Here is a 22,818-nt window from a genome sequence, read left to right as displayed (position 1 = left end):
CGCGATGAAGCGCTATACGGTCGGCATCGACCTCGGCACGAGCAACACGGTCGTCGCATTCGTCGAGGCCGGCTCCGACGCGATCCGCGTGTTCGACGTCGAGCAGCTGGTCGGCCCTGGCGCGGTGGCGGCCCAGCCGCTGCTGCCGTCGGTGCGTTATCACCCGGCGGCGGGCGAACTGCCGCCGGACGCGCTGCGCCTGCCGTGGGCGGCCGATTCGAAGGCGGGTGCGAAGGCTGATCCGAAGGCCAACGCGAATGCGGCCGGTGCACTACCGGCCGTGATCGGCCGCTACGCGCGCACGCTCGGCGCGCAGGTGCCGGGGCGGCTCGTCACCAGCGCGAAGAGCTGGCTGTCGCACGCATCGGTCGACCGGCTCGCGGCGATCCTGCCGTGGGGCGCGGCCGACGGCGTCGACAAGGTGTCGCCGGTCGACGCGAGCGCGAGCTACCTCGCGCACGTGCGGGCCGCGTGGGATGCGCGCTTTCCCGATGCGCCGCTCGCGAAGCAGGACGTCATTCTGACGGTGCCGGCGTCGTTCGACGACGGCGCCCGCGCGTTGACGGTCGAGGCGGCGAAACGCGCGAAACTGCCGGCGCTGCGCTTGCTGGAAGAACCGCAGGCCGCGTTCTACGACTGGTTGTACGGCCAGCGCGCGACGTTGCGCGACACCTTCGCCGCGGCACGGCGCGTGCTGATCTGCGACGTCGGCGGCGGCACGACCGACCTCACGCTGGTCGACGTCGCGCCGGGCGACGACGGCGAACCGGCCTTCACGCGCGTCGGCGTCGGCAATCACCTGATGCTCGGCGGCGACAACATGGACCTCGCGCTCGCGCGCCTGGTCGAGACGCGGCTGACCGAGCCCGGCACGCGGCTGTCGGCCGCGAGCCTGTCGCAGCTCGTCGAACGCTGCCGCGCGGCGAAGGAGCGGCTGCTCGGCGACGACGCGCCGGCCTCCGTCACCGTGACGCTGCTCGGCGCGGGCAGCAAGCTCGTCGGCGGCGCGCGCTCGGCCGAGCTGACGCGGCAGGAAGTCGAGCAGATCGTCGTCGACGGCTTCTTTCCGCAGGTCGAGGCCGGCGAGCTGCCGCGCCGCGCGCGGGCCGCGATCGTCGAATTCGGCTTGCCGTATGCGAGCGACCCGGCCGTCACGCGCCACGTCGCCGCGTTCCTGAATCGTCATGCGGAAGGCCCGCTGCCCGACACGCTGCTGCTCAACGGCGGCGTGTTCCGCGCGGGGGCGCTGGCCGGCCGTCTCGCGCAGACGCTCGGCGCGTGGCGCGGCGCGCCGCTCGGCGTGCTGCACAACGCGCATCCGGACGTGGCGGTCGCGCGCGGCGCGGTCGCCTATGGCCTGGCGCGGGCGGGGCATGCGCCGCGCATCGGCGGCGGTTCCGCGCGCAGTTATTTCCTCGTGCTCGACGATGGCGAGGGCGCCACGGCGGCGCGCGGTGTCTGCCTGCTGCCGCGCGGGGCCGAGGAAGGCCGCGAGATCCGGCTCGAGGAACGCACGTTCGCGCTGCAGCTCGGGCAGCCGGTGCGTTTCCACCTCGTGTCGACGGTCGCCGACACCGCGTACCAGCCGGGCGATCTGGTCGAGCTGGACGGCGGCGACTTCGTGCGGCTGCCGCCGATCGCGACGGTCGTCGACGCGAAGGCGGGTAGCGATGCGCGCGAAACGCCGGTGAAACTCACCGCGTCGCTGACCGAGGTCGGCACGCTCGAAATGCACTGCATCGCGACCGACGATGCAGCGCGCCGCTGGCGGCTCGAATTCCAGTTGCGCGGCGATGCGCCCGTGCAGGGCGACGATGCCGCGTTCGCGCGCCATCCGCGCGTCGATCACGCGATCGAGCTGATCGACCGCTCGTTCGGCAGCAAGGCCGCGGACGTCACGCCGAAGGACACGCGACGGTTGCGCGCGCAACTTGAACAGGTGCTCGGCCCGCGCGACGAGTGGGACGTCGCGCTCGCGCGCGAGCTGTTCGACGCGTTGCTTGCGCGCGCGCGTCGCCGGCGGCGCTCGGCCGATCACGAACGCGCGTGGCTGAACCTCGCCGGCTATTGCCTGCGCCCGGGCTTCGGCCATCCGCTCGATGCGTGGCGCATCGAGCAGCTGTGGCCGCTGTTCGACGACGGGATCCAGTACGTGAACGACGCGCAGGTGTGGTCCGAGTGGTGGACGTTGTGGCGGCGCGTGGCCGGCGGCCTCGACGACGATGCGCAGACGCAGGTACGCGATGCGATCGCGTTCCTCGAGCCGTCCGACGACAAGCGCCGCAAGCTGCCGTTCGACCCGGCCAAGGTCGGCCCGGCCGACATGACGCGCCTGTCCGCGTCGCTCGAACGATTGCCGGTCGAGCGCAAGGTGGAACTGGCCGAGCGGTTGATCGTGCAATTGCAGAAGCCGGCCGAGCGCACGCTGTGCGCGTGGGCGCTCGGGCGGATCGGTGCGCGCCGGCCGTTCTACGGCAGCGCGCACAGTGTCGTGCCGGCCGACGTTGCGAACCGCTGGCTCGATGCGCTGTTCGCGCTGGACTGGAAGCAGGTCGAACCCGCGGCATTCGCGGTCGCGCAAATCGCGCGGATGACGGGCGACCGCGAACGCGATTTGCCGGACGAAACGCGCGAGGCGGTGATCAAGCGTCTGTCTTCCGCGAATGTGTCGGCCGCGTGGATCGACATGGTGCGCGAGGCGCTTGCGTTCGACGAAGCCGACACCGCACGTGTGTTCGGCGAAACGCTGCCGGCCGGGTTGAAGCTGCTGGGCGGTTGATGAACGGGCGGGACGATGCTTCGATCTGGTTCGTAGATCGAAGCATCGTCCGGCGGCGCCATTGGGCTATCCGCGCAGGATGTCCGCTCAGGCCAAAGTATCGTCCGGCGGCGCTATCGGACTATCCGCGCAGGATGTCCGCTCAGGCCGAAGCATCGTCCGGCGGCGCCATTGCGCAATCCGCGCAGGATGTCCGTTCAGGCCGAAGCGTCGTCCGGCGGCGCCATCGGGCTATCTGCCGCAGGATGTCCGCTCAGGCGTGCGGCACCGGTTCGCGTTGCCGTGCCGCCGATTCCATTTCCTTCACGTCATGTGCTGCGGCGCGCCGCGCGAGATGAATCCCCGCGAGCATGCAGCGCACCGAGCCGCCGGCCAGTTCGATCGTCGGCACGTCGAGCGGCAGCAGCCGCGCGGAGCGCTCGATCGTCGCGCGCTGGTCAGGTGTGAGGCAATCGAACGCACGCCGCGACAGCGCAAGCACACGCCCGTTTCTTCCCGACAACTCCAGCGTATTGCCCGCGAAGTTCGCGATCTGCGCATGATCGAGCGCGATCACGGTGCGGCCCGTTTCGGTCAGGCGTTGCGCGATTTCGTCGCGGCGCCGGCGGTCCGCGATCAGGTCGAGGCCGATCATCGCGAACTCGGTGGCGACGCTCATCATCACGTTCGTGTGATAGATCGGGTTCCCGTTCGCATCGGCCGTGTCGAAGCAGATCGGCTCGAAGTTGAAGTGCGTGCAGAAGCGTTCGAGCGCGACCGGATCGGCACGGCGCGAACGCGCGGCATACGCGACCCGCGCGACATGATCGAGCACCATCGCGCCGGTGCCTTCCAGGAACACGTCGTCGTATTCGAGCCCCGAGTAGTCGATCACGTCCTGCACGCGGTATTCCGCTTTCAGCATCTCCACGATGTCCGCGCGCCGCTCGCGGCGGCGGTTCGGGCTATGCATCGGAAACAGCGCGATATGCCCGCCCGGATGAGTCGAGAACCAGTTGTTCGGGAATACGGAATCGGGCGTGTCGCGCTCGCCGTGGTCGTCGAACACGTGCACGCGCACGCCTGCATCGGCGAGTGTCCGCGCGGCTGCCGTCACTTCGTCGCGCGCGGCGGCCGACACCGACAGCGTGTCGTTCGCGCCGCCGACGGCCGTGCGCTGGAAGGCGTTGTCGGCCGCGGTCTGCGGATTCGGCAGGAAGCGGTGCGGCCGGATCATCACGACGGCGGCCGGCGCCTGGATCGATACGAGATTCATGAACGTTTGAAGAGACAGGCGGGGAACCGGGCGGCGCGCACGCCGCCCGGGATGACGATCAGCGTGCGAACGCGGCGACGGCTTCGGTCACGAACGCCGCGTGACCCTGCGCGATCGCGGCCGGATCGTCGATCAGCGCGAACAGGTTCTTCGGATCGACGGCCGGCGGAATCAGTGCGATCTCGACGCCCGCGTTGTGCTGCTGCGCGAGCGCAAACAGGTAGCGCAGCGCCGAGTAGTCTTCGAGCGCGAAGCCGACCGAGTCGAACACCGTGACTTCGTCCGCGCGTTCGCGGCCGGTCGTCTCGCCCTGCAGCACGCGCCACAGTTCGGTTACCGGGAAGTCGGCCGGCATCTGCTGGATCTCGCCCTCGATGCGCGACTGCGGCTCGAATTCGACGAACACGCGGCCCGCCTGCAGCACGCCCGCCGCGAGCTCGGTCTTGCCCGGGCAATCGCCGCCGACCGCGTTCAGGTGCATGCCGGGCTCGATCATGTCGGCCGTGATGATGGTCGCGTATGCCTTGTCGGCGGTGACGGTCGTCACGATGTCGGCGCCGCGCACGGCGTCGGCGGTCGACGCGGCGCGCACGACGCGCAATTCAGGGTAAGCGGCGAGGTTCTTCACGAGCTTGTCGGTCGCGAGCGGATCGACGTCGAACACGCGGATTTCCTCGATGCTGAGCAGCGTGTGGAACGCGATCGCCTGGAATTCGCTCTGCGCGCCGTTGCCGATCAGCGCCATCGTGCGCGCGTCGGGGCGGGCGAGCGCCTGCGCGGCCAGCACCGACGTCGCGGCGGTGCGCAACGCGGTGGTCAGCGTGAGTTCGGCGAGCAGCAGCGGGTAGCCGGTGTCGACTTCGGCGAGCGCGCCGAACGCCATCACGGTGTGCATCCCGCGTGCGGCGTTGACAGGGTGGCCGTTCACGTACTTGAACGCGAACAGCGATGCGTTCGCGACGGGCATCAGCTCGATCACGCCGTCGCGCGAGTGGCAGGCGACGCGCGGCGACTTGTCGAAGTCGGCCCAGTGCAGGTAATCGGCGCGCAGCGTGTCGACGAGCGCGCGCAGGAACGGCGTGACGCCGGTTTGGGCGATCAGTCGGGCGGTGGCGGGAACGTCGAGGAAGCGGGTCATCGGTCTGTCTCCATTTTGTTGCCCGGACGAGTGTCCAGGCGTTCTGGTCGACCGGGGCGGGCGCGTCGGCCCGGGCCCCGGCTCCATCAAAAGCGGCGTCGCGGCCTATGCGGCCGGTCGATGGAGTCATTATTTCCGTGAGTCGAGCCAACAAAAAGACGGCAAAAATGGCAGATTTCTCGATAGACTTGGCAGATTGCTGGCCGGATATGGCAGTTTGTTCAAATCATGCTGGTCGAACTGCGTGCCGTCCGGCACGCTGGCGGCCGTGTCACGTTCAACAGGAAGGTCCGTTCATGATTACGCTCGACGACGTCGACCGGCAGCTCATCGCGCTGCTGCGCGACAACGCGCGGATGCCCGTCGTCGCCCTGGCGAAGGCGTTGCGCGTCGCGCGCGCGACCGTGCAGAACCGGCTGACGCGGCTGGAGAAGAACGGCGTGATCGTCGGCTATACGGTGCGGCTCAAGCCGGCCGCCGAGCGGCACCGGATCCGCGCGCTGATGTCGATCGCGGTGCAGGGCAATCGCGGCGCGGAAGTGGTGAAGGTGCTGCGCGGGCATCCGAACGTCGCGTCGATCCACAGTACCAACGGGCGCTGGGATCTGGTCGCCGAGCTGCACGCCGATTCGCTCGAGCATTTCGATCGCGTGCTCGGCGCGATCCGGTTGATCGACGGGATCGCGAATACGGAGACGAGCATTCTGTTGTCGACGCACAAGGCGTGACGCGCGGCAGCGCGCGTCGGCCGATGTGCTCGCCTGCGCCGGCGCGGCGGCGTGTCAGTCGCCCGCTGCGGGTTCGGGAAACACCGGTTCGCCCATCGTCAGCATCAGCCGGTTCGCCCACGCGAAGATCGCGACGGCGTGCGACAGGTCGAGAATTTCTTCGTGGGTGAGCCCTTCGGCTTCGAGCGCGGCGATGTCGCGTTCGTCCAACGTGTCGGGTCGCTCGGTCAGCGCGACCGCATAGCGGATGATCGCGCGTTCGCGCGCGGTCGTGCCGGCTGTCGACGGATCGTCGAACACCTGGTCGATCGCATCGGTGCGTTTCGCGAGCTGCGCGAAGCGCTGCGCATGCACCGATGCGCAATACACGCAGCCGTTCACGCGCGACACGGCCGTGCTTGCCAGCTCGCGTTCCGCGCGCGACAGTCCGCCGGGACCGTACATGATCGCGTTGAACACGCCGGAACGCTGCCGCAGGATGTCGGGCAGGTGGACGAGCAGCAGGTAGTAGTCCGACGTTTTCGCTTGCGGATGGCTCGCTTCGAGCACCGCGAGCTGGTCGGCCGTGGCGCGCTCGAGCGGCATCGTGTCGAGCCATGCACGCCAGCCGAGCGTGGCGGACGTGAAACCGTGAGTGGCCGTGGTCATGCGGCCTCCCGGGCGGCACGCGCCTGCAACGCTTGCGCCGCTGCCGCGACACGCAGCTGATACGAGACGAAGGCGACGAGCTGCGACAGCGCGACGATCGCGGGTGTCGTGAACCCGGCCGACTTCAGTGCGTCGAGATCGGACGGGCGTGCGTCGGCGGGCGAGCGCGTCAGGCGCCGCGCATGCGCAAGCAGCGCGCCGAGGCGCGTGGGCAGTGCGTCGAACGCATCGGCGTCCGCGCGGGCGATGTCGTCGGGCGTGCCGCCTGCATCGATCAGTCGTGTTTGGTAGACCGCGGCCAGTGCGTGCGCATTCGAGCGCTGCGCGACATACCGTGCCGCATGCAATCGTTCGATTAACGAAAGATCGGGCAGCGCGCTGTCGAACAGCGCGGCTTCGCTGAGCCGCGTATGGAGCAGCACCTTGTCGCGTGCGCGACGCAGCGCGGCCACGGCATCGCCTTCGCGCAGGCCGGCGACGGCGTCGATCGTATCCGGCGCGGCGGCCGGCGGGATGGGTTCGGTCATCGTGATGGATTCCAGTCGTCGTGAGTATCGTGGATCGCGGCGGCGCTCATGCGTCGGCGTCGCGCCATTCGTCGCCCTGCAGCTCCGCGGTCGCGAATGCGACGAGCGCATCGTAGTGGCGGTCGCGATCGGCGTCGAACAGCCGGCTCGCGATGCCGCGGGCGAGCCGCTCGGCGCCCGCGCTGATCGCGGGGATGTCGCCCGACAGCTTGCCGTGGCTCAGGCTCGCCGCATGGTTGAAGCAATGGATGCGCGTGACGGCCGGGCAGGCGCCGCGCTCGCGCTCCTGGAACGCGAACGCGGGGCCGAGATCGGGCGACTCGGCGAGCTCGTCGAGCCATGCGCCCGGTTCCGGTTGATAGCGATCCTTCCAGCGCCGCACATGCGGCCCGAACGACGCGAATTCCGCGCGTGTCGTCCAGTCGGAATGAAAGCCCGTCGCGAAGATCAGGAAGTCGACCGTGTTGCGGCCGCGCGGCGTGACGACGTCGAGGCCGTCCGCGTGTTCGACCAGCGTTTCGATCGGGCTGGCTGCATGGAAGTGTGCGTGAGCATGTCGCGACACGCGCAGCACGCTGTCGCGCGGCGGCGGTGTCTGCGACGTCAGCGCGTAGTGCATGAAGCGCCACTTCGTCGCATCGTCGAGATCGGCATAACCGTGCACGAGGCCCGGGCTGCCGATGCCCGTCAGCTTGTTGATGCGCGGAATGTCCGCGCGACGGAAGAACAGGTCGACGCGCGCGGCGCCCGCTTCTAGCGCGGTGCCCGCATTGTCGAACGCGGACGCGCCCGCGCCGACCACGCCGACGCGCTTGCCGGCGAGCGAAGCGAAATCGATCGGCTCGGACGAATGGGCCCAACGCGTGCGCGGCGCGCGTTGCGCGACGGGCGGCACGTACGGGCCGCCGAGTCCGTCACGGCCGGTCGCCAGCACGACGTGTCGCGCGAGCACGGTCTGCGCCTGGCCGGTTGCGCGCAGGTCGAGCGCGAGCAGGCCGTCGTCGCGCGGACGCAGTGCCACGAGTGCGGTGTCGTTGCGCACCGGCAGGTCGAGCACGCGGCGATACCAGCGCAGGTATTCCATCCATTGCGTGCGCGGAATCTTGTAGAGCGCGTCCCACGCGTCGCGGCCGTATCGTGCTTCGAACCACGCGCGGAACGTCAGCGCGGGGAGGCCGAGCGCGGGGCCGGTGAGCTGCTTCGGCGAGCGCAGCGTCTCCATCCGCGCGAACGTGATCCACGGGCCTTCGTAGCCGGCCGGCGCGCGGTCGATCACGCACTGGTTTTCGATGCCGAGCAGGCGCAGTTCGGCGGATGCCGCGAGCCCCGCCATCCCGCCGCCGACGATCGCGACGTCGAGCACGCGCGCGCCGTCGACGTCGCGCGGCGGCACCCACGACGGCGCGGGCAGGTCGAGCCAGCGCAGGTCCTGGGCGAGGCGGGCTTCGAGTGCGTCGAGTGCGTCGAGTGCGTCGGGTGTGTCGGGCGTCGCCGTCATGCGGCCTCCGGGCGGGTACCGCGTGTGCGTGCGGTTCGTGTGGCGCGTGTCACGCGAGGCGGGCGATCGATGCGCAACCGGTCGCCTCGCAACAACGCGTCATGCACGGATGCATCGTGAAAGGTCACGTCGTCGAGCAGCGCGCGCGTCGTGTGCTGCAGTGCGTCGAGCAGTGCCTCGACGGCGGCCGTGCGCGTCTTGCCGGCGGGCGTCGCGACGCCGAACGCGAACGGGATGTCGACATCGAGCGGTCGTGCGACGACGCCGTCCACCGGTAGCGCCACGCCGGTCGCCGGGTCGACGATGCCGATCCCGACGCCCGCGCGCGCGGCCATCACCGCGTTCAGCGACGCATTGGTCTCGACGAACACGTGCGCGTCGACGCGCGCGGCCGCGAACGCCGCATCGATCCGCTGGCGCAGCCGGTGCCGGTTCGCGACCGTCACGATGCGGCGGCCCGCGAGATCGCGCAGCGCGATGCGCGGCTTGCCCGCGAGCGGATCGTCGGCCGGCAGCACGGCGACGCATGGCGTTTGCGCGATCCAGTGCACGTCGAGCCCCGCATGCGCCATCGGCAGCGTGACGACGCCGATATCGGCCGTGCCGGCGAGCACTTCGTGCACGACGTGTTCGGCCGACTCGCTGCGCAACTGGTAGTGCGGCGCATGTGCGCCGTCGGGCAGTGCGGCGAGCGCGGCCGGCACGAGCGTGGCCGCGAGCGAGGGCGTGGCCGCGATGCGCACGGGTTCGGCGGTTTCGTCGCCGAGTGCGCGCGCACGCGCTTCGATCGCGCGCAGGCCGACGAGCGAGCGTTCGACTTCCTCGTAGAGCAGGAATGCGCGGCGCGTCGGCGTGACACGCGGGCCGTGCCGGTCGAACAGCGCATAGCCGAGATCGGCTTCGAGCTCCTGGATCTGCCGCGTGACGGCCGGCTGCGAGCGGCCGAGCAGCTCGCCCGCGCCGGTCACGCTGCCGGCCGACATGACCGCGGAAAAGGCTTCGAGTTGATGCAACTCCATGACGCGTTCCGATGATGCGATTTGCGCATTGTAGGAGTGCGAGCATGCGCGATTCATATAATGATTTTTGCTATCGACAGCGCCAAACCTGCGAAGCGCACGCGCGCCGGGCCGACGAGCCGTGCATGCATGCGCGGCTCGTCGGCAGCGACGCTCGACGGCAAACGTCAATCGAATCAATGCGCTGCAACGCATGCCGATGCGTCGCGCGAGAAGCGCTGTGCGGGAGACCGTAGCAGTGATGTTGCGCTTCGCGCCGCGCACGATATCGATATGCGCAAAACTTCGTTGGAACGCCCTGAACCGGATGGTTACATGCCCTCACTCTTTTCGACTGACTGAAGCTGGGGGGACGCATGAACGTTTCGGGGAACGACGCACGCGGCGCATGGCGGCGCGTGCTGGGCACGGTGGCGGCACTGGCTGCCGCATGGGGCTTGTCGACGGGCGGCGCGCTCGCGGCGGGCGTGTCCGGCGAGCCGGTGGTGATCGGCGTGAGCGGGCCGCTCACCGGGCAGGACGCGCAATACGGCGAACAATGGAAGCGCGGCTTCGATCTCGCGCTCGACGAGATCAACGGCGGCGGCGGCATCCACGGCCGGCCGCTCGCGGTCGACTTCCAGGACAGCCGCAGCGATCCGCGTCAGGCAGTGGCGATCGCGCAGAAATTCGTCGCGGACCCGCGCATCGTGATCGAGCTCGGCGACTTTTCCAGCGCGACGTCGATGGCCGCCTCGCCGATCTACCAGCGCGGGCAGCTGATCCAGTTCGGCTTCACGAACTCCCATCCGGATTTCACGAAGGGCGGCGACTACCTGTGGAGCACCGCGCTGAGCCAGGCCGAGGAGCAGCCGCTGCTCGCGCGCTACGCGGTGAAGGAACTCGGCTTCAAGCGGATCGCGGTGCTGTACCTGAACACCGACTGGGGCCGCACCAGCAAGGACATCTTCGCGAAGGCGGTGACGGGGCTTGGCGCGCAGGTCGTCGCGGCCGAAGGCTACCAGCCGGCGGAGAAGGATTTCCGCTCGACGCTCGTGCGGATCGGCGCGTCGAAGCCGGATTCGATCGTGCTGATTTCCTACTACGCGGACGGCGCGCAGATCGTGCGGCAGGCGCGCACGTCGGGGCTCACGCTGCCGATCGCGGCGGTGGGCTCCGTGTATTCGCCGAAGTTCCTCGAACTCGGCGGCACGGCCGTCGAAGGCGTCTATACGGAATCGAACTTCTTCCCGGCCGAGCCGCGCCCCGAGGTGCAGGCGTTCGTGCAGCGCTATCGCGCGAAATTCCATGCCGATCCCGATTCGTTCGTGGCGCGCGCATACGATGCGCTGATCCTGTCGGCCGAGGTGCTGCGCCGCTACGGCGTGACGCGCCAGGCCGCGCACGACGGCTTCGAGAAAGTGAGCGACGTGCCGAGCGTGATCTTCGGCAAGGTGCGTTTCGATCCGCAGACGCGCCGCGTCGCGGGCGCACGCACCGTGTATCTCGTCGTGAAGCAGGGGCAGTGGGCGCTGTGGGACGGCGCGAAGCCGCAGCTCGCGGCGCGCTGAATCCGGCCCCGACTCTGACCCGCATGCATACGACGGACGCATCGTGATGGCTTCCTGGCTCGACTACACGCTCAACGGCCTCATCGTCGGCAACATCTACGCGCTGCTCGCGGTGGGGCTCGCGCTGATCTTCGGCGTGTCGCACCTGATCAACTTCGCGCACGGCTCGGTCTACATGGTCGGTGCCTTCATCGGCTGGCTGTGCCTGACGCGCTTCGGGTTGCCGCTGCCGGCCGCGCTCGCGGCGGTCGTCGTCGGCTGCGGCGCGCTCGGCATCGCGATCGAGCGGATCGGGCTGCGGCCGTTGCGCCATGCCGCGCGCGTCGCGCCGCTGCTCGCGACGATCGGCATCAGCTTCATCCTCGACCAGCTCGCGCAACTCGCGTTCGGCGCGGACCCGCGTGCGGTGCCGACGCCGCTGCCCGACTGGCACCTGCGGATCGCCGGCGCGACGCTCGGCGCGCTCGACCTGCTGATCGCCGGCATCGGCCTCGCGGCGGCCGCGCTGCTGTACGGCTTCCTGCGCTTCACGCGGCTCGGCTGGGCCGTGCGAGCGACCGCGCAGGACCGCGACGCGGCGCTGCAGATGGGCGTCGACGTCGATCGCGTGAACCAGACGGTGTTCGCGATCGCGTGCGCGCTCGGCGGTGTCAGCGGGCTGCTGGTCGGCATGTACTACAACAGTATCGATCCGGCGATGGGCTTCCAGGCGACGCTGAAGGGCGTGGTCGCGCTGCTGATCGGCGGGCTCGGCAACGTGCCGGGCGCGATCGCGGGCAGCCTGCTGCTCGGTCTCGTCGAAAGCTACGGCGTCGCGCTGTTCGGCACCAGCTATCGCGACCTGTTCGCGTTCGGACTGCTGATCGTGTTCCTCGTGTGGCGGCCGAACGGCCTGTTCAGCGGGAAGCGCGCGCTGCCGCCGGAGCCGATGACGGGCACCTTCCTCGCGGCCGCGAAAGCCGTGCGCGTGCCGCGCCCGGTGCTCGTCGTGCTGATCGTGGCGGCGGCCGTGCTGCCGTGGCTCGGTGCATCGCCTTATGTGCTGCAGACGCTGACCAACGCGTGGCTGTACGGGCTGCTCGCGCTGAGCCTCACGCTCGTCGCGGGCACGGTCGGGCAGATCTCGCTCGGCCACGCCGCGCTGCTCGTGATCGGTGCGTATGCGTCGGCGCTGCTGTCGTCGGATCTCGGCTGGTCGCCGGCCGTGACGATTCCGTGCGCGGGCGCGATCACCGCAGTGCTCGGCACGCTGCTCGTCTATCCGGCGTTCCGGCTGCGCGGGCACTATGTATCGATCGCGACACTCGGGATCGGCGAAGTGGTGAGCCTCGTGATCCTGAACTGGGACGGCCTCACGCGCGGCCCGCTCGGCATCACCGGCATCGCGCCGCTGCCGTGGGCGACGACCGCGCGCGCCGCGTACTGGTTCACGCTCGCGGTGCTCGTCGCGTTCGCGCTCGTGCAGGTGCGGCTGCTGCGCTCGCATCTCGGCCGCACGCTGCGCGCGGTGCGCGAGGACGACGTCGCCGCGCGCGCGCACGGCATCGCGCCGAACCGCTACAAGGCGATCGCGTTCGCGGTCGGCGGCGTCGCGGCCGGCGTGAGCGGCGGCATCGCCGCGCACCTGTACAGCTACATCAATCACCAGACCTTCGATTCGCAGGTGTCGATCCTCGCGCTGACGATGGTGATCCTCGGCGGGCTCGGCAACGTGCTCGGCGGCGTCGTCGGCGCGATCGCGCTGATCGGGCTGCCCGAGCTGTTCCGCTGGGCGGCCGACTACCGGATGCTGATCTACGGCCTCGTGCTGCTGCTGCTCGTCCGGTTCCGGCCGCAGGGCCTGCTCGGCACGGTATGAGGAGGAATGCGATGACCACCACTCGACCCTTGCTCGACGTGCGCGGCCTGACGCGTCGCTTCGACGGCGTGACCGCGCTCGACGCGGCAAGCCTGACGCTCGCCGACGGCGAGCTGCTGAGCGTGATCGGCCCGAACGGCGCGGGCAAGTCGACGCTGTTCAACCTGATCGCGGGCGCGGACCGCCCCGATGCCGGCCGCGTGACGTTCGACGGCCGCGACATCACCGGCACGCCGCCGGAACGGCTCGCGGCGCTCGGCATCGCGCGCACGTTCCAGCACGGCCGCGTGTTCGGCAACCTGAGCGTGCTCGACAACGTGCTGATCGGCGCGCACGCGCGGTTGCGCGCGGCGCGGCCGGGCTGGCCGGCGCTCGGCGCGGCGGCCGAGGTGTGGCGCGCGCTCGTGCGGCCCGCGTCGGTGCGGCGCGAGGAAGCGGCGCTGCGCGACGAGGCGCGCGACATCATCGCCGGGTTCGGCGAGCGGCTCGCGCCGCGTATCGATCATCCGGCGCACAGCCTGTCGTATGCGAACCGGCGGCGCGTGGAGATCGGCCGCGCGCTCGCGCTGCATCCGCGCCTGCTGCTGCTCGACGAGCCGACCGCCGGGATGAACGAGACCGAGACCGCCGAGATGCTGCAACTGATCCAGTCGCTGAAGACGCGTGGCCTGACGATCCTGCTGATCGAGCACAAGCTCGAACTCGTGATGCGCGTGTCCGACCGCGTGATGGTGCTCGACAACGGCGTGAAGATCGCCGAAGGCGCGCCACGCGACGTGCGGCACGACCCGCGCGTGATCGAGGCCTATCTCGGCCGCCGCCATGCGGGCGGCACGGCCGCCGAGCGCACCGTGCAGGCGGCCGCATGAGCGCACCTTCTTCCGGACCCGACACGACCATGACCGACGCGCTGCTGAAACTCGAACACCTCGACACGTTCTACGGCCCGGTGCAGGTGCATTTCGACGTGAATGTCGAAGTCGGCCGCGGGCAGATCGTCAGCCTGCTCGGCGGCAACGCGAGCGGCAAGTCCACGACGATGAAGCTGATTCTCGGGCTGATGCGGCCGCGTCGCGGCGTCGTGCGTTTCGACGGCGACGACGTGACCGCGCTCGCGACGCCGCAGCGCGTGCGGCGCGGGATCGCGGCCGTGCCCGAGGCGCGGCGGCTGTTCGGCGACATGAGCGTGCGCGAGAACCTGCTGATGGGCGCCTATACGCGCGGCGATCGTACGGCGGTGGCCGACGACTACGCGCGCGTGCTCGAACTGTTTCCGCGCGTGCGCGAGCGGCTCGCGCAGCGCGCGGGCACGCTGTCGGGCGGCGAGCAGCAGATGCTCGCGATGGCGCGCGCGCTGATCGCGCGGCCGAAGCTGATCTGCATGGACGAGCCGACGATGGGGTTGTCCCCGCTCTACGTCGACAAGGTGCTGGAGCTGATCGACACGATCAACCGGCAGGGCGTGACGGTGTTCATGGTCGAGCAGAACGCGAGCCTCGCGCTGGAGATCGCGCATTACGGATACGTGCTGCAGACGGGGCGCGTCGTGCTCGAAGGGCCCGCGAAAACGCTGCTCGACGACGAACGCGTGCGCGATGCGTATCTCGGCGGGGAGGCGGTGGCGGCGTAGTCGACGGAAGGGGCGCCGCGTCCCGCCGATTCATGCGTGATCGGCATGCGCCGTCGCCGGCCTTGGAAACGTCAGCACCACCGCGAACCCGCCCGCATCGGGAAACGCGAACCCGACGCGCCCGCCGTGCGCCTTCATCACTTCCTGCACGATCGCGAGCCCGAGCCCCGACCCGGTGCGGCGTTCGCTGCCGTCCGGCGCGATCCGCACGAACGGCTGCAATGCCGCGTCCCAATGCTCGCGCGGAATGCCGCGCCCGTTGTCGGTGACGGTCAGCGTCACCGCCCGATCCGCGGTGCCCGCGCTGGCGACCGACACGACGATATCGTCCGCATGCCCGTGCAGCAGCGCGTTGTGCAGCACGTTCGACAATGCCTCCTGCAGACTGATCGCATCGCCGTCGATCCACGCATGCGGCGCGTCGCTCGCGAACGCGACGGCCACGTCGCGCGCGTCCGCGAGCGGAATCGTGCGGCCGAGCACGTCCTTCGCGAGCGCGACGAGTTCGACGGGCTGCAGCGGCACGGCCTCGGTGCGATGAATCACCATCGCATGATTGAGCAACTGCCCGGTGAGGCGCCCGACATCCGAGCAGGTCGCGCGCAACGCATCGAGCCGCGCCGCATGACGCGCGGGATCGGCTTCTCCGTCGAGCAGTTCGATCTGCGCGTCGAGCCGCGCGAGCGGCGTGCGCATCTGGTGCGCGGCGTCGGCGATGAAGCGCTGCATCGCGTTGATCCGCTCGGCGAGCCGCCGCATCAGCCCGTTGATCGACCCGATGATCGCGTCGATCTCGCTCGGCGTGTCGACGGCCACCGGCCGCAGGTCGGCCGGATCGCGCGCGGCGATGATCGTGCCGATCTGCGCGAGCGGGCGCAGCCCGCGCCGGATCGCGAGGCCGCTCGCGCCGATCGCGAGCACGCTCATCAGCAGGATCAGCGTCCACACCTTGATGCTCATGTCGTTCGTCAGCTGCTGTCGCGCATTGGTTGTCTGCGCAACGGTCACGAGCGCCCAGCCCGGCGTGCTTTCCTCCGGCATGTAGCGCGCGATGGTCGCGGTGCGGATCCGGTGCCCCTGATAGACGGCGTTCGCGAACGACGGGCCCTGTTTCGCGGCGGCGAGCGTCGCGGTGCTCGCGAGATCGTTGTAGCCGGCCACGACGACGCCGCGCGAATCGACCACCTTGTAGTAGACGAGGTCGTAGCGCGACAGCGTCGACAGCGCGGCGACCGGCGGGTTCAGCGCGAGCACGCCACCTTGCACGTACAGGTTCTCCGCGACCTGGATCGACGCGCCGGCGAGCAGTTGGTCGTACGCACGCTCGGCCGCGACGCCCGCGTAATAGCGCGCGATCGCGGCCAGCGCGAGCGCGCCGGTCGCGACCACGAGCGCGATGAACAGCAGCGTGCGCCCGAACAGCGTCTTCGGGAACCAGTCAGTGCGCGGCAATCTGATACCCCATCCCGCGTGCGGTGCGAATCTCGACCGAGCTGCCCTGCAGTTTCCTGCGCACGCGCGTCACGTATTGCTCGACCGCGTTCGCGGTCGGCTCGTTGCCGAAGCTGAACAGCTGGTTCAGCAGTTCGTCCTTCGAGAAGATCCGCTGCGGACGGCTTGCGAGGATCTCGAGCAGCGCGAATTCCTGGCGCGACAGCGACAGCGGCCGGCCGTCGAGTTCGGCCAGCCGGCTGCTGCGGTCGATCACGAGGCCGCCGAGCGTCAGCACGTCGTTCGCATGACCGCTGTTGCGGCGCAGCAGCGCCTGTACACGCGCATCGAGCTCGCGGTAGTCGAACGGCTTCACGAGATAGTCGTCGGCGCCGAGGCCGAGGCCGCTCACGCGGTCGTCGATCGCCGAGCGCGCGGTGACGAGCAGCACCGGCGTCGTGCTGCCCGACGCGCGCAGGTTGCGCAGCACCGCGAAGCCGTCGAGGCCGGGCAGGTTCGCATCGAGCACGACGAGGTCGAAGCGCTCGACGCGCAGCAGGCCGTTCGCGGTCGAGCCGTCGGTTTCGAGATCGACGGCATGGCCGAGCCGCGCGAGGCGGCTGCGGATCGCCGCGCCGATTTCGGCATCGTCCTCCACGACGAGAATGCGCATGGTGCCGTTTGCAGGATGAGGGGTTAGGGGTTTTCCCGAGGGCGGGATGTCAGTATTTTCTCAGACTCGCTCGATAACCTGTGTTCAGCCGGAGCAAGCGACGACGGCATTAATACCAGAGGAGACGGCAACATGCAGCATGTCACGGACACGACGAAGGCGCGGCCGGATGCACGGCGAAGCCTGACGCCGGCTGCCGCGTTGCCGCTGGTCGTGCGCCGCACGGAGGCATGCGCATGAAGACGTCGCCCCGCCGCCGCGCGTTGCTCGCCGCCGGCCTCGGCATGCTGGGCGCGCTCGGGGCGCCGTCGCTGGTGCGTGCGAAGCCGCGCACGGTGCGGATCTCGAAAGGCTATGGCGTGTTGTACCTGCCGCTGCTCGTGATGGAGAAGCAGCGCCTGTTCGAGCGGCATGCGGCGCGGCACGGCCTGCGCGATGTCGCGGTCGACTGGGTGCTGCTCGACGGCGGCAATTCCGTCAACGACGCGATGATGGCCGGCACGCTCGATTTCGCGGGTGCCGGCGCACCGGGCTTCATCGAGCTGTGGGCGCGGGCGCGCGGGATTCCGAACGTCGAGGTGATCGGCATCAGCGGATTGTCCACGACATCGCTGTCGCTCAATGCGAACCGTCCGGGCCTGACGTCGCTGCGCGACTTCATGCCGTCCGACCGGATCGCGGTGCCGGGCATCCGTACGTCGCTGTCGGCGGTCGTGCTGCAGATGGTCGCGAGCCGGCAGCTCGGCGCGCGGCATTTCGCGCAGCTCGACTCGATCGCCGTGAACCTGCCGCATCCGCAGGCGATGCAGGCGCTGATCCACCGCGAGAACGGCGTCACCGCGCACTTCACGTCGCCACCGTTCTCGACCCTCGAATTGCGGCAGCCGGGCATTCATCGGGTCGTGAATTCGGTCGACGTGCTCGGCCCGCTGACGCTCGACGTCGTGTTCGCGCCGAAGCGGCTCGTCGATACGGAGCCCGCGCTGGCCGCAGCGTTTCTCGGCGCGCTCGACGAAGCGAACCGCCTGATCGCGCAGGACCCGCGCGCGGCGGCCGCGCTGTATGCGGCCTCGTCGGGTGTCGCCGTGTCGCACGACGACGTGATGCAGATGCTCGCCGCGCCGGACACGCGTTTCTCGGTGCGGCCGAACCAGCTGATGGACTACGTCGAATTCCTGTATCTCGCCGGCACGATCAAGGCGAAGCCGCGCGCGTGGCACGAGATGTTCGCGCCGATGCTCGACGACTACCGGACAGGCTGACGACGGCGGCCATCCGTTTCCGGATCCCGATTTCATCGAACCCCACCGCGCCCGCGCATTCATCGCGCGCGGCGCCGATTCAACCGACAAGCAACCGCTTCACGGAGGAGCCCGCAGTGAATGCCACCGAAACCCTGGACCCCGCGTCCGCCGAAGAGCAGCGCATCATGTCGAAGATGGCGCGGCGCCTGATGCCCATCCTCGTCGTGATGTTCCTGATCGCGTTCATCGACCGGCAGAACGTCGGCTTCGCGAAACTGCAGATGGTGCACAGCCTCGGGATGACCGAGGCCGCGTTCGGTCTCGCGTCGTCGCTGTTCTTCATTGGCTACCTGCTGTTCGAGGTGCCGAGCACGCTCGCGCTGCATCGCTACGGCGCACGCGTGTGGCTCGCGCGGATCATGCTGACGTGGGGCCTCATCACCGTGCTGATGGGCTTCACGACGTCGATGCCCGCGTTCTGTTCGCTGCGCTTCCTGCTCGGGATCGCGGAGGCCGGCTTCTATCCGGGCGTGATCTATTACCTGACGCTGTGGTTCCCGCAGAGCTATCGCGCGAAGGTGCTCGGCATCTTCACGCTCGGCAGCGCGCTCGCGAACATGCTCGGCTCGCTGGTCGGCGGCGTGCTGCTGAGCCTGAACGGCGTGTGGGGGCTCGCGGGCTGGCAGTGGGTGTTCGTGGCGACGGGCATCCCGGCCGTGCTCGTCGCGATCGTCGTGTTCCGCGTGCTGCCGGCGTCGTTCCGCGAGGCGCCGTTCCTCGACGAACGCGAGAAGCAGATCGTCGCGGCCGCGCTGGAGCGCGAGAAGCCGGCGCAGGCCGAGCATGCGCAGCCGTGGAAGGCGCTGCTCGATCCGCGCGTGATGCTGTTCGCGGCGACCTACATGCTGATGTCGACGTCGCTGTACGGCGTCACGTACTGGCTGCCGACGCTCGTGAAATCGTTCGGTGTGTCGAGCAGTACGAACGGATTGCTGAGCATGCTGCCGTGGGCGCTCGCGGTGGTGCTGCTGGTGTGGCTGCCGTCGAAGCTGCGCCGCGCGAAGAGCATCCTGCGCACGATCGCGATCGTCGCGGCGCTCGGCGCGCTCGGCTTCCTGCTGAGCCTCGTGCTGCCGTCGACGCCGCTGCGCTTCGTCGCGCTCGTGCTGGGCGGGGCGTGCATCCCGCTGCTGTATCCGTGCTTCTGGTCGATGCCGCCGCGTTACTTCACCGGCGCGCGGGCGGCGGCGAGCGTCGCGGCGATCAACTCGATCGGCAACCTCGGTGGCTTCTTCAGCCAGAACCTGATGCCGTTCGCGGGCAAGGTGACGGGCACGGCGTTCGGGCCGATGATCGTGCCGATCGTGTGCCTCGCGCTGCTCGGGATCGGCGCGCTCGTCGCGTGGACGCGCTCGGAGCGGGGGATGGTGGCGGCGCGGGCGTGATGGACGGCGGCGTCCGGGGGCTGCGGTGTCGCGCAGTCCCTGCTGGCGATCGCGCCGATGTGCTACCGTGCATGCGTTCCGGATGCATGGAGAGCGTAATGAAAACGACGGCGATGTCCGTGCTTCGGCGGGAAGAGGACTACCACTGACCCCCGCAGCGGCACACCGCCGCTACTGCTTCGCCCTTACCTCTTCCGCCCGCGACGTCCCCCGTCCGTCATGCGCAATCGCCACATGCGCCGACGCCACCGGAATATCCACCTCCACCGTCGTTCCTTCGCCGAGCGTCGTATCGATCCGCAGCGTGCCGCCGACGAGATACGCGCGCTCGCGCAGGCCGACCAGCCCGAACGATGCCGACTTGCGCGGCGCACCGGGATCGAAGCCCGCACCGTCGTCGCGAATCGTCAGCGCGATCGTCTCGTCACGGTAGACGAGCGCCACGGTCGCGCTCGACGCGGCCGCGTGCCGCGCGACGTTCGCGAGCGCTTCCTGCGCGATACGGAACACGGCCGTCGCATACGGTTCGTCGAGCAGCAATTCGCCTGGCTCGACGTGCAGCGCGCACGCGATGCCGTGACGGCGCTGGAAGTCCTCCACGAGCCATTGCATCGCGGCTGCGAATCCGAGGTCGTCGAGCATCAGCGGACGCAGGTCGGACGCGATGCGCCGCGTGGCCGTCACCGCGCCGCGCGCGAGCGCATGCATCGCCGCGATCTTGCGCGCCAGCGGCGCATCGTCCTGCGGCACGCGGTCGAGCAGCCATTCGAGATCGTTCTTCAGCGCGGCGAGCGTCTGCGCGAGTTCGTCGTGCAGTTCGCGCGCGATGCGGCGCTGTTCGGCCTCGCGTGCGGTCGCGCTGATCGCCGCGATCTCGCGCAACTCCTCGCGCGACGCCTGCAGCGCCCGCTCCGCGCGCACGCGCTCCTCGACTTCGCGCCGCAGGTCGCGGTTCGACGCGCTCAACTGCGCGGTGCGCGCCGCGACGCGCTGCTCGAGCCGTTCGTTCGCCTCGTTGAGCTGCGCGCTCTTCTGTACGACGAGCAGGTGCTGATAGCGCGCGCCGGCCAGCGCGCGCACCGTCTGCGCATGCAGTCGGCCGTTCTCGAACAGCAGCGCGAACAGCACGACGCACGATGCGACGAGGCCGTAGGTCCGCCCGGCGTAGAAGCCCAGGTCGAAGCGACCGTGGTTCAGCATCGCCGACAGCGCGATGTCGAACAGCCAGGCGACGAGCACGATCATCACCCACAGATCGAGCACCGAATGACGGCGCCGCAGCCGCCACATCAACACGAGCGCCGCGAGGTTCAGTGCCCAGACGGTCGTGATCGCGTGCGTCATCGTCGACGCCATCCGGTTGCCCTGCATGATGCGCGGCAGCAGGTCGTGGCCGGCGGTCGCGAGCAGCGCGAGCGCGACGGTCGCGCCCGCGGCCGACGCGATGCAAAGCAGGATCGGGATCGCCGCGCGGCGCTGCTCGAGCGACGGCGGACGCGCGCGCGCCGCCGCGCGCAGCAGCACGTACGCGCTGACCGTCAGCGGAAAGCCGCCGTGCCAGAACAGATAGAGCCACGCCGTGGTCTGTTCGCCCGCGCCGAGCAGGCCCGTCGGCGAGAACAGCCCCGGAAAGGTCAGCATGTGCGTGCCGGCCATGAAGCCCGTGAACAGGTAGCCGCCCGCGAGCGCGAGCAGCGATTTCTCGCGCAGGATCGCGTACTGGCCGAGCAGCAGGCCGGCCGTCACCATGTCGTTGATCACGATCGCCGACTGGTACACGGGAATGAAGCCCCACACGCGCGCGAGCGGCACGCCCGCGAACGGTGCGAGGGCGGCGAAGATCACGGCCGACACGATCACCGTCGCGATCGCGAGCCGCCGCTCGCGCCGGTCGGGCGGCAGCGACGACATGAACAGGCGCGACGGATCCGGCGCGTCGTCGTCGTCGTCGGGGGCGGCGGAGCGGACGCGGAACGCGGGCATCATGCGTCGTCGACGCCGAGGTCGAGATCGTGGCGCATCGCGTAGCGCACCAGCGCGGCTTCGTGCGGCAGCTCCATCTTCTCGAGGATGCGGGTCTTGTAGGTGCTGACCGTCTTCGCGCTCAGCGTGAGTTCCGCCGCGATCCGCGTGACCGTCTGGCCTGCGATGATGCGGCGCATCACGTCGAGTTCGCGCGCGGACAGCCGCTCGTGCGGCAGCATGTCGGCCGGCGCGCGCAGCGTGCGCGCGAGGCTTTCGGCCGCCGACCGGCTCACGTACACGCCGCCCGCCGCGACCTTGGTGACGGCCTCGACGAGTTCGGCGGTCGCGCTGTCCTTCGTCAGGTAGCCGGTTGCGCCGGCCTTGAACGTGCGCGCCGCGTACTGCGTCTCCGCATGCATCGTCAGCACCAGCATGCGCAGCGACGGCGCATGCGTCCTGACCAGCCGGATCAGCTCGATACCGGTCGGCGCGGGCATCGACAGGTCGAGCAGCAGCACGTCGGCGGCGCGACGCTCGGCCAGCGCGAGCGTGGCCGCGCCGTCGCTCGCCTCGCCGACGATGTCGAAACCGCCGGCCGTTTCCAGGATGTGACGCAGTCCGTCCCGCATGACTGCGTGATCGTCAGCCAGCATTACCCTGATCATCTAGCGGTCCTCTTCGGGATGATGCCGCGGGCTGCTCCGCCGGTAGACGCCGCGGCCGTTCTTCTGACCAATATATTCCGCCGAAACCAAAAATGGTGCACCTGCGCGAAATTTTTGAGACACGAGGGTGTCGAATCTGTCTTGAAGCGAAATAATCGGCGTGAAATGGTACAGGCGATAGGGCCAGATAGGGCGGGTATTCCCGAAGAATGGTCGCCGTCGGGCGGGCGGCATGCGTCGCGGACCGCCCTGATTCAGAGATAAACTGGTGCCCGATTGCACCGTCCCGACCCGAGGAGCCGCCACGATGATCGATCTCGCCGACATCCTGCCGTCCGCGTTGCCCGACGCCGTCGCGTGGGCTGACGCGCAGGCGGCCCACGGGCTCGCGCAGGGCGTGCCGCTGACGTCCGCGCAGGCCGACGACGCGCGTACCGTCGGCGTCGCCCGGCCGGAGCGGATCCGCGTCGTGGTCGCCGACCGGCTGCCGTTCCCGGACACGCCGGCGCTGGGCGCGATCGCGCGCGACACCGGCCTGTTGTCGCCGGGGACGATCGGCCTCACGCTCGGCCATGCGGTGTTCGTGCTGCGCGGCCACGACACGCGACGCCTGCTCACGCACGAATTCCGCCATGTGCATCAGTACGAGGAAGCCGGGTCGATCGGCGCGTTTCTCGCGCGCTATCTGCACGAGATCGCGACCGTCGGCTACCACGACGCGCCGCTCGAGGCCGACGCGCGCCAGCACGAGTTCGACTGACGCCG

At 69.6% G+C, this 22,818-nt stretch carries 20 protein-coding genes; 10 read left to right on the top strand and 10 right to left on the bottom strand.

Annotated elements, in window-relative coordinates:
• The first annotated feature begins 4 nt into the window (after window positions 1-4).
• Complete coding sequence (locus tag U4Y91_RS00895) at window positions 5-2,779, top strand: Hsp70 family protein (protein WP_321802610.1); 2,775 nt, start codon at window positions 5-7, stop codon at window positions 2,777-2,779.
• Window positions 2,780-3,032: 253 nt separating this feature from the next.
• On the opposite strand, the gene ctlX is transcribed toward U4Y91_RS00895, so the two are convergent.
• Together ctlX and U4Y91_RS00885 are read right to left on the bottom strand one after the other, a co-directional pair.
• Window positions 3,033-4,034 (bottom strand): citrulline utilization hydrolase CtlX, encoded by a 1,002-nt coding sequence (ctlX, locus tag U4Y91_RS00890; protein ID WP_321802608.1) that lies wholly within the window; start codon window positions 4,032-4,034, stop codon window positions 3,033-3,035.
• Window positions 4,035-4,092: 58 nt separating this feature from the next.
• Window positions 4,093-5,172 carry an ornithine cyclodeaminase gene (locus U4Y91_RS00885; protein WP_321802606.1) on the bottom strand — a complete coding sequence of 360 codons (1,080 nt, stop codon included), beginning with the start codon at window positions 5,170-5,172 and terminating at the stop codon, window positions 4,093-4,095.
• A 296-nt stretch (window positions 5,173-5,468) separates the two neighbouring features.
• Between U4Y91_RS00885 and U4Y91_RS00880 the strand changes: the two genes are divergently transcribed.
• Window positions 5,469-5,900, top strand: coding sequence for an Lrp/AsnC family transcriptional regulator (locus U4Y91_RS00880; RefSeq protein WP_044845386.1), 432 nt, complete (start codon window positions 5,469-5,471; stop codon window positions 5,898-5,900).
• A 54-nt stretch (window positions 5,901-5,954) separates the two neighbouring features.
• Here U4Y91_RS00880 and U4Y91_RS00875 read toward each other — a convergent pair whose 3' ends face one another.
• Genes U4Y91_RS00875 through U4Y91_RS00860 form a run of 4 tightly spaced genes read right to left on the bottom strand, consistent with a single transcriptional unit; the run spans window position 5,955 to window position 9,592 of the window.
• On the bottom strand, window positions 5,955-6,548 hold the full coding sequence (locus U4Y91_RS00875; RefSeq protein WP_321802604.1) for a peroxidase-related enzyme: 594 nt from the start codon (window positions 6,546-6,548) through the stop codon (window positions 5,955-5,957).
• Window positions 6,545-7,075, bottom strand: a complete 531-nt coding sequence (locus U4Y91_RS00870) for a hypothetical protein (RefSeq protein ID WP_321802602.1) — start codon at window positions 7,073-7,075, stop codon at window positions 6,545-6,547. The genes U4Y91_RS00875 and U4Y91_RS00870 overlap by 4 nt, the downstream gene beginning before the upstream one ends.
• A 46-nt stretch (window positions 7,076-7,121) precedes the next feature.
• A complete protein-coding gene (locus tag U4Y91_RS00865) occupies window positions 7,122-8,573 on the bottom strand; it encodes an NAD(P)/FAD-dependent oxidoreductase (RefSeq protein WP_321802600.1) in 1,452 nt (483 codons plus the stop codon).
• Window positions 8,570-9,592, bottom strand: a complete 1,023-nt coding sequence (locus tag U4Y91_RS00860) for a LysR family transcriptional regulator (RefSeq protein WP_321802599.1) — start codon at window positions 9,590-9,592, stop codon at window positions 8,570-8,572. The genes U4Y91_RS00865 and U4Y91_RS00860 overlap by 4 nt, the downstream gene beginning before the upstream one ends.
• 60 nt (window positions 9,593-9,652) lie before the next feature.
• Between U4Y91_RS00860 and U4Y91_RS00855 the strand changes: the two genes are divergently transcribed.
• From U4Y91_RS00855 to U4Y91_RS00835, 5 genes are read left to right on the top strand one after another with little or no spacing between them, the layout of a single operon-like run.
• Complete coding sequence (locus U4Y91_RS00855; protein WP_321802598.1) at window positions 9,653-9,934, top strand: hypothetical protein; 282 nt, start codon at window positions 9,653-9,655, stop codon at window positions 9,932-9,934.
• 14 nt (window positions 9,935-9,948) lie between these two features.
• Window positions 9,949-11,142, top strand: coding sequence for an ABC transporter substrate-binding protein (locus U4Y91_RS00850; RefSeq protein WP_044845382.1), 1,194 nt, complete (start codon window positions 9,949-9,951; stop codon window positions 11,140-11,142).
• Between the two features lie 46 nt (window positions 11,143-11,188).
• The gene (locus U4Y91_RS00845; protein WP_321803141.1) at window positions 11,189-13,000 is read left to right on the top strand and encodes an ABC transporter permease; all 1,812 of its coding nucleotides are present in this window, start codon (window positions 11,189-11,191) and stop codon (window positions 12,998-13,000) included.
• A gap of 11 nt (window positions 13,001-13,011) precedes the next feature.
• Window positions 13,012-13,869, top strand: a complete 858-nt coding sequence (locus tag U4Y91_RS00840; protein WP_124893128.1) for an ABC transporter ATP-binding protein — start codon at window positions 13,012-13,014, stop codon at window positions 13,867-13,869.
• On the top strand, window positions 13,866-14,630 hold the full coding sequence (locus U4Y91_RS00835; protein ID WP_321802595.1) for an ABC transporter ATP-binding protein: 765 nt from the start codon (window positions 13,866-13,868) through the stop codon (window positions 14,628-14,630). The genes U4Y91_RS00840 and U4Y91_RS00835 overlap by 4 nt, the downstream gene beginning before the upstream one ends.
• A 30-nt stretch (window positions 14,631-14,660) precedes the next feature.
• Here the strand turns inward: U4Y91_RS00835 and U4Y91_RS00830 are convergent, their stop codons facing one another.
• Window positions 14,661-16,082 (bottom strand): sensor histidine kinase, encoded by a 1,422-nt coding sequence (locus tag U4Y91_RS00830; protein WP_321802593.1) that lies wholly within the window; start codon window positions 16,080-16,082, stop codon window positions 14,661-14,663.
• Complete coding sequence (locus U4Y91_RS00825) at window positions 16,069-16,734, bottom strand: response regulator transcription factor (protein ID WP_044845377.1); 666 nt, start codon at window positions 16,732-16,734, stop codon at window positions 16,069-16,071. The genes U4Y91_RS00830 and U4Y91_RS00825 overlap by 14 nt, the downstream gene beginning before the upstream one ends.
• Window positions 16,735-16,970: 236 nt before the next feature.
• Between U4Y91_RS00825 and U4Y91_RS00820 the strand changes: the two genes are divergently transcribed.
• Both U4Y91_RS00820 and U4Y91_RS00815 read left to right on the top strand, forming a co-directional pair.
• Entirely contained in the window at window positions 16,971-17,996 is a 1,026-nt protein-coding gene (locus U4Y91_RS00820) for an ABC transporter substrate-binding protein (RefSeq protein ID WP_321802592.1), read from the top strand.
• Between the two features lie 116 nt (window positions 17,997-18,112).
• Complete coding sequence (locus U4Y91_RS00815) at window positions 18,113-19,423, top strand: MFS transporter (RefSeq protein ID WP_321802590.1); 1,311 nt, start codon at window positions 18,113-18,115, stop codon at window positions 19,421-19,423.
• A gap of 171 nt (window positions 19,424-19,594) precedes the next feature.
• Here U4Y91_RS00815 and U4Y91_RS00810 read toward each other — a convergent pair whose 3' ends face one another.
• The gene (locus U4Y91_RS00810; protein WP_321802588.1) at window positions 19,595-21,409 is read right to left on the bottom strand and encodes a sensor histidine kinase; all 1,815 of its coding nucleotides are present in this window, start codon (window positions 21,407-21,409) and stop codon (window positions 19,595-19,597) included.
• A complete protein-coding gene (locus U4Y91_RS00805) occupies window positions 21,406-22,053 on the bottom strand; it encodes a response regulator transcription factor (protein WP_321802586.1) in 648 nt (215 codons plus the stop codon). Before U4Y91_RS00805 ends, U4Y91_RS00810 begins: the two co-directional genes overlap by 4 nt.
• A 307-nt stretch (window positions 22,054-22,360) precedes the next feature.
• Here U4Y91_RS00805 and U4Y91_RS00800 point away from each other — a divergent pair, with 307 nt between their 5' ends.
• Window positions 22,361-22,813: a hypothetical protein gene (locus U4Y91_RS00800; RefSeq protein ID WP_321802584.1), complete on the top strand. Its 453-nt coding sequence runs from the start codon at window positions 22,361-22,363 to the stop codon at window positions 22,811-22,813.
• Window positions 22,814-22,818 lie beyond the last annotated feature (5 nt).

Source organism: Burkholderia sp. BCC1993, from assembly GCF_905339865.1.
Lineage (GTDB): Bacteria > Pseudomonadota > Gammaproteobacteria > Burkholderiales > Burkholderiaceae > Burkholderia.
The sequence above is the reverse complement of the archived record's forward strand: the minus strand, read 5'-3'. Positions and strand labels throughout refer to the sequence as shown.

Coding starts and splice junctions, on each gene's coding strand:
- U4Y91_RS00880 (WP_044845386.1), top strand. CDS start 5,469: ATGATTACGCTCGACGACGTCGACCGGCAGCTCATCGCGCTGCTGCGC.
- U4Y91_RS00845 (WP_321803141.1), top strand. CDS start 11,189: ATGGCTTCCTGGCTCGACTACACGCTCAACGGCCTCATCGTCGGCAAC.
- U4Y91_RS00800 (WP_321802584.1), top strand. CDS start 22,361: ATGATCGATCTCGCCGACATCCTGCCGTCCGCGTTGCCCGACGCCGTC.
- U4Y91_RS00875 (WP_321802604.1), bottom strand. CDS start 6,548: ATGACCACGGCCACTCACGGTTTCACGTCCGCCACGCTCGGCTGGCGT.
- U4Y91_RS00870 (WP_321802602.1), bottom strand. CDS start 7,075: ATGACCGAACCCATCCCGCCGGCCGCCGCGCCGGATACGATCGACGCC.
- U4Y91_RS00825 (WP_044845377.1), bottom strand. CDS start 16,734: ATGCGCATTCTCGTCGTGGAGGACGATGCCGAAATCGGCGCGGCGATC.
- U4Y91_RS00850 (WP_044845382.1), top strand. CDS start 9,949: ATGAACGTTTCGGGGAACGACGCACGCGGCGCATGGCGGCGCGTGCTG.
- U4Y91_RS00855 (WP_321802598.1), top strand. CDS start 9,653: ATGATTTTTGCTATCGACAGCGCCAAACCTGCGAAGCGCACGCGCGCC.
- ctlX (WP_321802608.1), bottom strand. CDS start 4,034: ATGAATCTCGTATCGATCCAGGCGCCGGCCGCCGTCGTGATGATCCGG.
- U4Y91_RS00865 (WP_321802600.1), bottom strand. CDS start 8,573: ATGACGGCGACGCCCGACACACCCGACGCACTCGACGCACTCGACGCA.
- U4Y91_RS00840 (WP_124893128.1), top strand. CDS start 13,012: ATGACCACCACTCGACCCTTGCTCGACGTGCGCGGCCTGACGCGTCGC.
- U4Y91_RS00810 (WP_321802588.1), bottom strand. CDS start 21,409: ATGATGCCCGCGTTCCGCGTCCGCTCCGCCGCCCCCGACGACGACGAC.
- U4Y91_RS00895 (WP_321802610.1), top strand. CDS start 5: ATGAAGCGCTATACGGTCGGCATCGACCTCGGCACGAGCAACACGGTC.
- U4Y91_RS00835 (WP_321802595.1), top strand. CDS start 13,866: ATGAGCGCACCTTCTTCCGGACCCGACACGACCATGACCGACGCGCTG.
- U4Y91_RS00805 (WP_321802586.1), bottom strand. CDS start 22,053: ATGATCAGGGTAATGCTGGCTGACGATCACGCAGTCATGCGGGACGGA.
- U4Y91_RS00820 (WP_321802592.1), top strand. CDS start 16,971: ATGAAGACGTCGCCCCGCCGCCGCGCGTTGCTCGCCGCCGGCCTCGGC.
- U4Y91_RS00885 (WP_321802606.1), bottom strand. CDS start 5,172: ATGACCCGCTTCCTCGACGTTCCCGCCACCGCCCGACTGATCGCCCAA.
- U4Y91_RS00860 (WP_321802599.1), bottom strand. CDS start 9,592: ATGGAGTTGCATCAACTCGAAGCCTTTTCCGCGGTCATGTCGGCCGGC.